Here is a 12,439-nt window from a genome sequence, read left to right as displayed (position 1 = left end):
CATGGAAAAGGATGGAATAACGAATCTGGATGAAGCCGTCAGTCCGGTGAAGGCAGCAGCACGCCGTCGGCCAGCGGCTCGGCATACAGTTGGGCCACCAGGTCCTGGCGGCGTGAGAGCACCGCTGATTGATTGACGTAGGCCTTTTCATTGATCTCGCCGTCTTCCGTTGATGGCGGCTCGGTCAACAGAAGCGCGCGCAGCATGCGAGTAGAAGAACCGGAATAGGCCCGGTTGTGGCGCGCCAGTCCCGCAGCCATTGCTGCCCGTACTGCGGGAGAAGCCGCAGCCTGCGCAAGCGAGGCCTGCGGTTCACCCATGAGGCGCCGGCACGCCTGCAGAGAAGGCCAGATCAAGGCTCCCAACCACGGCTTATCGTGGCCAGTGATCACCAGATCCTGCACCAACGGGGCCAGCGCATCCAGCACGGCAGCCCGCAGAGGCCCCGTGGCTACCCAGGTGCCGGTCAGAAGCTTGAAATCCTCTTTCACCCTGCCTGCGAAGAACAAACCCTGCGACGGATCCGAGGCATTGACAAACCTCGCCGCATCGCCCATGCAGAAGAAGCCCTCTTCATCAAACGCCTGTGCGGTCAACTCGGGTTGGCCGTAGTACCCTGGCGTGACGTTCGGCCCTCGCGCCCGCAACTCATAACGTCCGTCAGCGACGGGGGCAAGCTTGACCTCCACGCCGGGTGCCGGCAAGCCGATCAGACTGGCGCCTTCGGCAATCCAGTAGAGCGTGGTGATCATCGGCGCTGTCTCGGTGCTGCCATATCCCGACGTGAAAGGCACCCGCATACCTGAGCCTTGCACGGCCAGGCGTTGTATCCGATGCCACAATTCGTCAGGCAACGCAGCTGCCGCATAGGACAGCGCTTCCAGGTTTCCGAAGAAAGCGCGATTGAACGCCGGGTCCGCTTCCAGTTCGTCCGCGAGCATGGCAAACGCCGCGGGAACGTTCGAGAAGGTAGAAGGCAGAACCTCGCGAAGGTTGCGGATCGTTCGCTGAAACTCACCTGGCAAAGGGCGGCCATCGTCCAAATACAGCGTTCCGCCGAGACGCATGTTGCGGTTGAACAGGGCGTTGCCACCCATGGTGTGGTTCCATGGCAACCAGGACAGCGTGACAGGAGGTTGATCCGAGACGCCCGTGCGCAATGCCGCGGTCATCGCCTGGTTCACGCACATCATGCGGTGCGTGTTGACGACACCTTTGGGTTGCCCCGTGGAGCCCGAGGTGAACAGAATCTTTGCGATGGTATCCGGCCCCACTTGGGCATAGGCCGCATCCACTTCGGACGTGGCGACAGTGGCTGTGAGCGTCTCGAAACGGTGGTGGGCTAATGCCAATTCGCCTTCGGCAACGATGAGTTGCGCGTTGCGCTCATGCATCAGTTTCAAGGCTGGCGCAAATCTCTCACCATTCTGGGCGAAGACAGCCTTGGGCATCGCGACATCAGCCACATGCGCCAGCTTGGCCAGGGTCTTGCCTATGAGCGAGTAGGCCGGCGCAATCGGAACAGCGATCACACCTACGGTCATCGCACCCAAAGCCATGACCGCATGCTCCAGCGAGTTGGCCGAAAGAATGGCAAGGCTGTCGCCGCAACGAAGGCCCATGTCAAGCAATGCCTGGCCAATGGCGTCCGCCTGCGAACGCGCTTTGCCGTAGCTCACGCGTCTCCAGTCTCCACTCGCCATATCCCGTTCGGCGAGCATCACCCGATGCGGATCGGTATCTGCCCATTGGCGCAGCCACGCCACAGCGTCGTTGGCAACGGGTCCAAGCGCGTAGGGGCAAGTGAGCACCATGCTTCCATCGGCGCGGTGCTGCACATCCACAGCTGGCTCCGGGGCATTCAGTGGCCGATAAGGTGCGCGTGTAACCTCTTCCGGTGTCAGAGTAACGATACTGTTCATGGCAACCCTCAGAACGTGCTGATACGGCGCTTGACCAGGCGCAACTCGACAAAGCGGAACAGCAGTACCAACAGCAGCATGAGCAGACCGATGACGCTGACTTCCTCGGCCTTGCCGTCCATCCACAAGCGCATCATGACAACCGAAAGCACTTCGCTGCCCGCCGAGTACAGCAGGACGGACGCGCTGAGCTCGCGCAGCACCATGAAAAAGGTCAATACCCAACCCGCCGCGAATGACGGCCAGGCCAGTGCAACGAGAATCCGCCAGAATGTCCGATTCCAGCTTGCACCGTGGGCCCGCGAGCATTCCTCGAGATCTTGCGAGATCTGCATGAACGACGCCGACATCACCCGCGCGGCCAGCGGCGATCCCAGTGCTACATAGGCAAGGAAAAGCGCCCAGACGGTGCCATAGATGTGGATCCAGCTCGGCAGCAGCGAGAACGCCCACAGAAAACCTACACCCAACACCATGCCCGGCATGAACCAAGGCAACCAAGCTAGCGTTTCCAGCAGGTTCCGGCCGCGCCACCTGGTTCGCACGCCTATATAGGCCACCACCGCGCCCAACACCATGGTGGCCGTAGCAGCCGTCACCCCCAGCAGTCCGGTGTTAGCCAGCGCGCGCCAGAACACAGCGTTTTCCCAGACCGACACATAGTGTTTGGTGGTCAACATGTCGGCCTGGTAGAAGCCGACAAACTGAAAGAAGCTGCCCAATAGCAATTGCCCGACCGGCATGAGCACCGTGAGCACGAAAAACAGCATGCAGAAAGCGAAGGCCGGCCAACGCCATGCGCCCAGCCTCACCAAGCGCGGCCGAAACCCCTTGCCCGTGATGGTCTGGAAGTTGCGCCCCCCAAACAAACGGCGCTGCCAGATCACGATCAGCATCATCAGCACCACGATACCCAACGACATGGCTGTCACCGTCTGGTAGTCAGGCACCGTCTGATGATTGATGAGGTGATAGATGCGGGTGGTAATGACCTCTATACCCGCAGGGGTGCCAAAGAACATCGGCGACTCGAATGATTCGATGCCTCGAATGAACGACAGTACGAACAAGCTGCTCAGGATAGGCAACAGCAGCGGGAGCGTGATCCGGCGCATGGTCCTCAAGGCACCTGCCCCGCTGGTCCGGCTGCTCTCCTCCAGTGAGGGATCGACGGCACGGAACGCGTCTACCAGCAGCAGAAACAGGAACGGAATCGAGTACTGCATCATGTGCCAGACCACACCGCCCCACGAGTACACGTTGAAGAGCGCATTCTCACTACCGGAGATCCACTTCCACATCAAGTTGATCGTCCCAATCTGGGGATTACCGAGCATGCCCCAGGCCATGGCCGTGAGGATGGGCGGAATGAAGAAGGGCAGCGTGATCAGTATCTCCAACGGCCCCCGCATGGGCACGTCGGTTCGGGCTACCAGGAACGCCAGTGCCGCCGCAATCAGCAGAGACAACACGGTCTTGGTCAGCGAGATCGCCACGGTATTCATTAGCACGGCGAAGTTCTCGCCCGTCAACATGTGACGATAGCCATCCAGCGAGAAGACCCCTTGCTCACCGGGCGGCGCCGTATGGAAACTGCCATACAGCAGCATGAGGAGCGGATACAGCGTAAGAAAGGCAAGCAACAACGCCAGCAATGCCACGATGGCCCCACGGCGCAGAGCCACATGCCCTCTCAGGGCAGTCACCGGCCCCATATTGAGCGGAGACAGCGCAGCCTGAGAGCCGGTCATTGCATGCCCCCCATCGGCACAGCCCACGCGTGGGCGGCGTTGGTGATCAAGGCGATCCGCTCCCCGACACGTGGTTGATATTGCGCATCGACTTCCGCCTGCAAGGTGGCCCCTGGTATGGACACGCGGATCGTGTAGGAAGGTCCTTGATACGAGGCGCTGACGATCTCCCCGCTCCATGTGATGTCCTCGGCACATGCAGGCCGCATTCCTGCAGGCGCGATCGATTCGGTACGCACGATCACGGTCACCTTGTCGCCTGCGCGGATGCCATCGGCCCCACGGCATTGGCCTTGCCAGCCATCACCCAGCACCTTGAGGATCGTGCCTTCGCCTCCCGCTTGGGCATCCGTCACCTCGGCAGACAGCAGATTGGGTGAGCCCATGAACGCGGCCACCCCGCCGCTGGACGGTCTGTGATAGACCTCTCTAGGACTTCCCGCCTGCATGACGCGGCCTCCATGCATGACGACGACATAGTCCGACAGCTCCATGGCTTCGCGCTGATCGTGCGTGACATAAATCGTGGTGATGCCCAACCTTCTTTGCAGTTCGCGCAATTCCACTCGCATCTGCTCTCGCAGCTTCGCATCAAGGTTGGACAGAGGCTCGTCCATCAGAAGAACTTGGGGCTGGGACACCAGCGCGCGCGCGATAGCTACACGCTGCTGTTGGCCGCCACTCAGCGCCGGAGCGGGCCTATCGGCGTAAGCGGCCATTTCCACCATCTCGAGGGCCTTATGAACCTGGCTGGCGATGCTGGCGGCGGGCGCGCGCCTAGCCGCCAGCGGATAAGCCACGTTCTCGAACACCGTCATGTGCGGCCAGATGGCATACGACTGGAACACCATGCCGAGGTCCCGCTGATCCGGCGGAAGAAAGACGCCAGCTGCAGCATCGCTTACTACCCGGTCGCCGATCCGGATTCGACCGGTGTCGTTGTACTCCAGGCCCGCGATCATGCGCAGGGTGGTGGTTTTTCCACATCCGCTCGGCCCAAGCAGCGTCACGAAGGCGCCGTCGCTCAAGTGGAGATTGATGTTGTCGACCGCCGGGACGCCATTGAAGCGCCTGGTGACAGCCTCGAGCTGAACCTGTGGCATGAATGTCTCCTTTTGATTCAGCAGCGCTGCATACACAAATGCCGCCGAACTGTTTTTTGAAATTTTATTCTGTTTTTTCTTCATATCGCAAGAGGACTTGGCGACGGATAGAGCCTCCTCCTCTATGCACAACCTCTAAAACAGAATAATATTTCAATTTTCAAATCTACGAGAACAAGTTTCTGACACCATGGAGACATCTATGCCACCTGCCGATGATTCATATCTGTGCACGTTTCGATCGATCGGACGGGCTATGTGTATCGCGTTTGCCGCGAGCTCTTGCATGCTGAGCGCCCATGCCGAGGAGGGCAGCAAGTACCCGTCAAAGCAGATCACTTTCATCGTTCCCTACGCTCCCGGATCTCCACCGGATCAGTACACCCGCTTGTTTGCCGAGAAGCTCAAGGCCAAGGTCGGACAGTCCGTCATCGTGGAGAACCGTCCGGGTGCTCTGACGACCATCGGCATGGGCGCAGCGGCGCGAGCCAAGCCCGACGGCTATACCGTGGTCTACGGAAGCAACTCGTCATTGGCCGCCGCGCCCTGGCTTTTCAAGACGCTGCAGTACGACCCCATCAAGAGCTTCTCCGCTATCGCAGTCACTCAGGACTCCCCCATGATTCTTCTTGGGCGTCCCGAGGACGCCAGGATTGGCCTCGCGGGCATGCTTGAACGCATGCGCAAGGAACCTGGTAAACACCCCATCGGTGGTGGTGCGATCACACAGGAAGTCATCAACAAGATGCTTCAAACGCAGGCCAGAATCGATCAGCCTTACGCCCGCTACAGCAATCCCAATTTGAATACTGATCTGATAGGAGGCCAGCTGGACATGGCCATCAGCGCGCTGTCCGGTGTCGTTGCCTTGGTCGAGGACAAGAAGCTGCACGTATTTGCTTCTACTTCCGCCACACGATTGCCCGGCAAGTGGAAGGACATCCCAACGGTCGCAGAGACGCTACCAGGCTTCGAGTTGTCGAGCTGGGTGGGCTTCTGGGTGCCCGCGGGGACCCCAAAACCGATCGTCAATTACCTGCACGCCAAGACCACCGAGATCCTCAAGGATGCTGAATTTTCGAGGCGCAGCGAAGACACGGGAGCTCGGACCATATTCATGACTCCCGAGGAATCCGACGCCTTTGTCAGAACCGAGGGACCTCGTTGGGAAAAGTTGTTGAAGAGCGTCGGCATCGAACCCCAGTAAACCACGAGGCCCATCATGTACTACGAGCCAGGAATCACTGATCACAACCTCCCTTATCGCCCATTCAAGTCTTGCGTGGTACCCCGCCCGATCGGCTGGATCTCAACCCTCAGCCGCGACGGCATCGGTAACCTGGCGCCGTACAGCCAGTTCCAGAACGTGAGCTACGACCCACCCATGGTCATGTTCGCCGGCAACAAGAGATCCAATGGAGATCCCAAGGACACGGTGCGGAACGCCCAGGATACAGGAGAGTTCGTCTGGAACATGGCCACATATGCGCAACGGGATGCGGTCAATAGATCGTCGCAAGACTTTCCCTGGGGTATTGACGAAATGGAGAAAGTCGGCCTCGAGCGCTTGCCCTCCCGGATCGTCAAGCCTCCCCGTGTAGCCTCGTCGCCCGTGCATTTCGAGTGCCGCTATATGCAAACCGTCAGTCTGCCTGGCAACGGTTCAGCGGCCGTCGATGTCGTGTTTGGTCGCGTGGTGGCGATTCACATCGATGACGAAGCCATCGACACCAACGGCAAGCTGGACATCGTACGCATTCGCCCCTTGGCCCGCCTGGGTTACCTGGACTACACCAGCGTGGAAAGTACGTTCACCATGGTGCCGCCCCACCGCGACCCCCTTGGAATCAGTGATATGGAAGGCCCGGCCGTTGGCCGGCTTTCTGTTCACCCCTGAGCCCGACTTCGCAAAGGGATTCAATCATGCAAAACCCTGCTTGCATATTCGTGCTGGCTGCCGCAAGTGTCGCCGCCACCCTGGCCATACCCGCGAACGCCGACACCTTTCCATCCAAGCCGATTACCCTGATCGTGCCCTATGCACCGGGATCGCCCCCGGACCAGTACTCACGCCGGTTCGCGGAGCGATTCGGTACGAAGGTCGGCCAGAAAGTCGTAATCGAGAATCGTCCTGGGGCCCTGACCACCATCGGCATGGCGCAGGCCGCGCGCGCCAAGCCTGATGGCTACACCATGGTATATGGCAGCAACTCCTCACTGGCCGCGGCCCCCTATCTTTTCAAGAAGATCGCCTACGACCCCATCAAGGACTTCTCGGCCATCGCGGTCACCTACGAATCGCCGATGATCCTTATCGGGCGCCCCGAGGACGGCAAGCTGGGCCTGGCAGGGATGCTGGAGCGCATGCGCAAGGAACCGGGCAAACACCCCATTGGGGGCGCGGCGATCACGCAGGAAGTGATCAACAAGATGCTCCAGAAGCAAGCGGGCATCGAGCAGCCTTATGCCCGCTACAGCGGCGCCAACATTCCCACCGACGTGATCGGCGGCAGCCTGAGCATGGGCATCAACGCACTGAGCGGGCTTCAACCATTGGTCGAATCGGGCAAGCTGCACGTGTTCGCGTTCACCTCGGCCAAACGGCTCCCGGGCAAATGGAGCCAGGTTCCAACGGTAGCCGAAACGCTGCCCGGCTTCGAGCTCTCCAGTTGGGTAGGGTTTTGGGTTCCCTCCGGTACCCCGAAGCCGGTCATCGACTTCCTGTACGCGAAGACGGCCGAAGTCATCAACGAGCCGGATTTCAAGGCGGCAACTGAAGAAACCGGTGCGGCCACCGTCCAAATGACACCCGCGGAGACCGATGCCTATGTAAAGACCGAAGGCCCTCGCTGGCAGAAGCTGCTGCGCGACGCGGGAATCGAAGCGCAATGAACACGCCGGAAAAGACGTTGTCGCTCACCGCTGCCGTGGAATCAGTGGCGGAAGACTATCTCGCGCTGTTGGGCGCGCACGGCGTGGATTATCTCTACATGGGCGCGGGCACAGATACCGCACCTCTGGTAGAAGCTTACGCCCGAGCTCAGCGGCCAGGCCATGTTTCACCACGGTATCCGGTGCCCATCGTGGCCGTGCATGAGAATCTGGCGGTTGGCATGGCCCACGGCTACACCATGGTGACGGGGCGGCCACAGGCCGTCATGCTGCACGTGAGCGTCGGTGCAGCCAACGCGGTGTGCGGAATCATGAACGCCGCGCGGGCCCAGATACCGATGCTGTTCACCGCCGGGCGCACGCCGCTGTATGACCATGGCCACAAGGGTTCGCGGAATTCGGAGATCCACTGGGCCCAGGAGATGTTCGACCAGGCCGGAATGATCCGCGAGCTGGTCAAATGGGATTACGAGTTGCGCGACGGCCTGCAGGTACGCGACATCATCGAGCGCGCACTCACCATAGCCCAGACCCACCCCCGGGGACCCGTCAGCCTGACGCTTCCGCGCGAAGTCCTGGCGCAAACCCCGGCTACACCCACGGCGCTGTCAGGCGTGCCGTGCCCTCTCCCGCTGCCATGCGGGCCGGCACCGGACGCGCAGGGCGTACGGAAGATCGCGCAAGCTTTTACCACGGCGATGTGTCCCGTCATTGTCTGCACAGCCAGCGGAGCGGACCCCGAAACCGTCGCGCCGCTGGTGGCTTTGTGCGAACGCTTCGGCATTGGGGTGGCTGAGGCGAACGGCCGCGTCATGAACTTTCCGACCGATCATCCCTTGTACCTGGGCCGCAGCGTAGCTGAGCTGACACCGCATGCGGATGCACTGCTGTTTCTGGAAAGCGACGTCCCGTGGCTTCCGGGCCGCAGCGAGCCGCCAGCCGCTACCTTCGTGGCGCACGCGGGCACAGATCCCCTGTTCGCACGCTATCCCTCGCGCGCTTTCCGCTCCGATGTGACATTGACCACCACCGTCGCGGCACTGCTGCCCGCCTTGGACACGGCCTTGGCTGATGCGGCTCCAACCACCAGCAGCCGGCGCGACCGCGTGGAAAGTCTTGCTGCCCAGTTGGCTGCGGTTCGCGGCCGGCGCTGGACGCAAGCCGTAGGCACGGACGACAACGCCCCCATCAATAAGTCGTTCCTGTCTCAGTGCATCAACGAGTTCAAACCCGCTGATGCCATTGTGGTGAACGAGTATTCGTTGCAGCGCGACGGCCTGGATCTCATCCAGCCCGGTGCCTACTTCGGCATGCCGCCGTCCGCCGGGTTGGGCTGGGGTATGCCAGCCGCCTTGGGGGCTCAGCAGGCAGCCCCGGGACGCATGGTCATCGGCGTGTTCGGCGACGGTGCCTATCTTTTCGCCAACCCTGCAGCCTGCCATCAGGCGGCCGAGATGCATGGCTTGCCGGTGCTCACGGTCGTCTACAACAACGAATGCTGGGGCGCCGTGCAGTCTGCCGCACTGGGCGTCTACCCGGATTCGCACACAGCGGCTGTCACCCAGGCCGGCCGGAAGGCGCCCCTGGCGTCGATAGCGCCAGTACCTGATTTCGAGCGCTACGTCGAAGCCTCGCGCGGGTACGGCGAACGCGTCACCGTGCGGGCGCAGCTGCGGCCCGCTCTTCAGCGCGCAGCCAAGGCCGTACGTTCAGGGCGTCAGGCTCTATTGAATGTGATCGGTTCCTAGGAGGGGATGCCGCTGGAGTATGTCGCTCTTGAATTGAGAAATTCCAATAAACGAAATATAATTTTATTTTTGAAATTAAAAACCCATCCTCGCCACCGGCGTGGCGGCATTACAAGGAGCACAAGCGATGAACAAAGACACTGAAGACATGTGCCGCGTCGGCCCGGGCACGGTCATGGGCAATTTCATGCGGCAGTACTGGATGCCTGCCGTGATGTCGAGCGAGCTCGAAGCCGACGGTGCCCCCATGAGGCTGATGCTCCTGGGCGAGAAGCTCATCGCCTTCCGCGACAGCCAGGGCCGCGTGGGCGTCATGGATCACCGCTGTCCTCACCGGTGCGCCTCGCTGTTCCTGGGACGCAATGAGGAGAACGGCCTGCGCTGCATCTATCACGGCTGGAAATTCGATGTGGAAGGCAACTGCATCGACATGCCCAGCGTCCCGGACGACCAGAACTTCAAGGACAAGGTCAAGGCCAAGGTCTACAAGACCCGTGAGGCCAATGGCCTGATCTGGGTGTATATGGGTGACCGCAAGGAACCGCCTCCATTGCCGCTCATCGAACCCGCCATCGCGCCTGATGCGGAAGTCACGGTCAGCATGGTGCTGCGCGACTGCAACTTCGTGCAAAGCCTGGAAGGCGATATCGACACCTCGCATTTCGGCTTCCTGCACGCGGGCAACCTCGACCCCGACAATGTGCCTGAAGGACACCCGCTCGACCATACCGCCAAGGAACGCGCCCCCCGCTACAACGTACGTGACGCGGGCTGGGGTACCAGCTACGGCGCTTACCGGGATGCCGGCAAGGGCAAGACCTATTGGCGCTTCGCCAACTTCATGCTGCCGTTCTGGACACAAACGCCTCAGGGCGAGTTCGACAAGAATGTTCATGCACGAGCCTGGGTGCCGCTGGACGATACGCACACCATGATGGTGTTCATCAGCTGGCGCAGCGACATGCCCAACTTGCGGCAGCTGCCCCTGAAAGATGGCACCTTTTTGGGCGGAAGCCTGAAGCCCGCCGAGTACCAGCCGATCTCCACCGAATGGCTGGGACGCTGGCGCCTCAAGGCCAATGAGTCCAACGACTGGACCATCGACCGCCAGGCCCAGAAGGACAACACCATCTACTCGGGCATCGAGAACATCCATCTGCAGGATCAAGCTGTGACAGAAAGCATGGGCGGCATCACCGACCATGATTTCGAGCACCTCAGTCCTGCCGACCAGATGATCGCGCGCTCGCGCCGCCGCCTATTGAAAGCCGCACGCGCGTTCGCCGAAAACGGCACCGTCCCGCCCGGCGTAGACGATCCGGAAGTGTTCCTGGGTGCGCGCAGCGGCTACTTCCTGGCCGATCAGGAGGTGGAGTGGCTGGACGCCTACAACGAGCAGATCAATCGCGCCCGGCGCGCGCCCAATGCCATCGCCGCCCTGGAAGCCAAGCGTGCCGACGCCGAAAAGGCCACGCCAGCACAAGCTTTCGCACCCGCCAAATGAGCGGGAGTGCCTCCCACACGCCACCTCCCCGCCTGCAGCTGCCATGCGGGGCTCTGCGCGGCACGTTGAACCCGGAAAGTGGGATCCGGGCGTTCAAGGGCATCCCGTATGCCCAGCCGCCGGTGGGCGAGTTGCGGTGGCGGCCACCGCAGCCGATGACGCCCTGGCCGAGCGAGCGCGACGCCATTGACTTTGGTCCCGATTGTCCCCAAAGCGCGCAGAACCCGACGCGGGCCCCTGGCATGAATGAAGATTGCCTGTATCTGAACGTCTGGGCCCCGGAGGCAGCGGTGCCGGGCAGCTTGCCCGTGATGGTGTGGCTGCATGGCGGCAGTTTCGTGGGGGGTCGGGTGCTGACGCACGGGTCGATGGACAAGCGCTCGCCGGGAAAGGAGCCGTGGTCGTCACGCTCAACTACCGGGTGGGATTGTTCGGCTTCCTGGCCCATCCCGGGCTCAGCGCGGAATCCCCCGACCACGTGTCCGGCAACTATGGCCTGCTGGATCAGATCTGCGCGCTGCGCTGGATCCAGCAGAACATCAAGGCTTTCGGCGGTGACCCCACACGGGTCACTGTCTTCGGCGTATCGGCCGGCTCAGCCTCGATTGCCCTGCTGCTGGTATCTCCCCATGCCGCGGGCTTGTTCAGCCAGGCGATTCTGCAAAGCCCTGGTACCGGCCGTCCGCTGGCCACCCTGCATGATGCGGAAGCGCTTGGTGTGCAAATCAACCCCGACATTCGGGCTCTACGGGCCTTCGATAGCACCACGATCCTGGACCTGACCTCTCGCTTCACACCCAAGGTGCGGGGCCTCACCACACCACGTGTACTCCGGCCCATACATGATGGCTGGTTGATACCCGAGGAAGAACGCACCGCATTTCTGGCAGGCCGGTTGCATGCCATGCCGATCCTCCTGGGCAGCAACCTGGATGAGGGATCGATGCTCACGGCCTCCTGGCCGGTCAAGGACATGGCCTCCTACCGCGCACTGGTCCACGAGAACTTCGGGGAGAACACCCGCACGGCCCTGAGCCACTACCCCGCCACGAACGATGGCGAAGTGCGCCAGCGCGTGGCCGAGCTGTTTGCCGACACCCAGTTCAACTATGGGACGCAGTTGCTTGCGCGCGCCATGGTGGCCCAAAGCCGCCCGGTATGGCGCTACCTGTTCACGCGCCGCCGTCCCGGCCAAACCGATGGTCCTCACCACGGGCAGGAAGTAGGCCACGTCTTCGGCAACCTGGCTGCCGGACGGGCCGGCTCTCCCACGGCATTCGATACCGCCGATGAGTCGCTCAGCGATTTCATGATGCGCTCCTGGGTGGCATTCGCTTCCTGCGGAAATCCAGATCCTTCAGGCCGGACCTGGGCACCCTACGACAGCGCCGAAGACGGGCATCTGGTCCTGGGCGACTCGGTGATCTCCGGCCGAGCGTGGCGCGCCCCGCAACTCGGCTTTCTGGAGAGAATCTACAGCGGCCGTATCAACGCAGCCGCTTGAGGAGCCATCAATTGA

At 61.6% G+C, this 12,439-nt stretch carries 8 protein-coding genes and 1 pseudogene; 6 read left to right on the top strand and 3 right to left on the bottom strand.

Annotated elements, in window-relative coordinates; all coding sequences use genetic code 11:
• Window positions 1-38 precede the first annotated feature (38 nt).
• Genes WJU18_RS02520 through WJU18_RS02510 form a run of 3 tightly spaced genes read right to left on the bottom strand, consistent with a single transcriptional unit; the run spans window position 39 to window position 4,776 of the window.
• A complete protein-coding gene (locus WJU18_RS02520; protein WP_423458601.1) occupies window positions 39-1,922 on the bottom strand; it encodes an AMP-binding protein in 1,884 nt (627 codons plus the stop codon).
• A gap of 8 nt (window positions 1,923-1,930) precedes the next feature.
• Window positions 1,931-3,673, bottom strand: a complete 1,743-nt coding sequence (locus WJU18_RS02515; protein ID WP_423458600.1) for an ABC transporter permease — start codon at window positions 3,671-3,673, stop codon at window positions 1,931-1,933.
• Window positions 3,670-4,776 carry an ABC transporter ATP-binding protein gene (locus WJU18_RS02510; protein ID WP_423458599.1) on the bottom strand — a complete coding sequence of 369 codons (1,107 nt, stop codon included), beginning with the start codon at window positions 4,774-4,776 and terminating at the stop codon, window positions 3,670-3,672. Before WJU18_RS02510 ends, WJU18_RS02515 begins: the two co-directional genes overlap by 4 nt.
• Before the next feature lie 286 nt (window positions 4,777-5,062).
• Between WJU18_RS02510 and WJU18_RS02505 the strand changes: the two genes are divergently transcribed.
• From WJU18_RS02505 to WJU18_RS02480, 6 genes and pseudogenes are all read left to right on the top strand, one after another.
• Window positions 5,063-5,983 carry a Bug family tripartite tricarboxylate transporter substrate binding protein gene (locus WJU18_RS02505; RefSeq protein ID WP_423458598.1) on the top strand — a complete coding sequence of 307 codons (921 nt, stop codon included), beginning with the start codon at window positions 5,063-5,065 and terminating at the stop codon, window positions 5,981-5,983.
• Between the two features lie 15 nt (window positions 5,984-5,998).
• Complete coding sequence (locus WJU18_RS02500; RefSeq protein ID WP_423458597.1) at window positions 5,999-6,673, top strand: flavin reductase family protein; 675 nt, start codon at window positions 5,999-6,001, stop codon at window positions 6,671-6,673.
• 26 nt (window positions 6,674-6,699) lie between these two features.
• Complete coding sequence (locus WJU18_RS02495; RefSeq protein ID WP_423458596.1) at window positions 6,700-7,668, top strand: Bug family tripartite tricarboxylate transporter substrate binding protein; 969 nt, start codon at window positions 6,700-6,702, stop codon at window positions 7,666-7,668.
• Window positions 7,665-9,416, top strand: a complete 1,752-nt coding sequence (locus WJU18_RS02490; RefSeq protein WP_423458595.1) for a thiamine pyrophosphate-requiring protein — start codon at window positions 7,665-7,667, stop codon at window positions 9,414-9,416. The genes WJU18_RS02495 and WJU18_RS02490 overlap by 4 nt, the downstream gene beginning before the upstream one ends.
• Before the next feature lie 127 nt (window positions 9,417-9,543).
• Entirely contained in the window at window positions 9,544-10,920 is a 1,377-nt protein-coding gene (locus WJU18_RS02485) for a Rieske 2Fe-2S domain-containing protein (protein ID WP_423458594.1), read from the top strand.
• Window positions 10,917-12,424 (top strand): annotated as a pseudogene (locus WJU18_RS02480) (carboxylesterase/lipase family protein). Before WJU18_RS02485 ends, WJU18_RS02480 begins: the two are co-directional and overlap by 4 nt.
• Window positions 12,425-12,439 lie beyond the last annotated feature (15 nt).

It is taken from the genome of Ottowia sp. VDI28 (assembly GCF_049532675.1).
Taxonomy (GTDB): domain Bacteria; phylum Pseudomonadota; class Gammaproteobacteria; order Burkholderiales; family Burkholderiaceae_C; genus Ottowia.
This window is presented reverse-complemented; position numbering and strand designations above follow the sequence as displayed.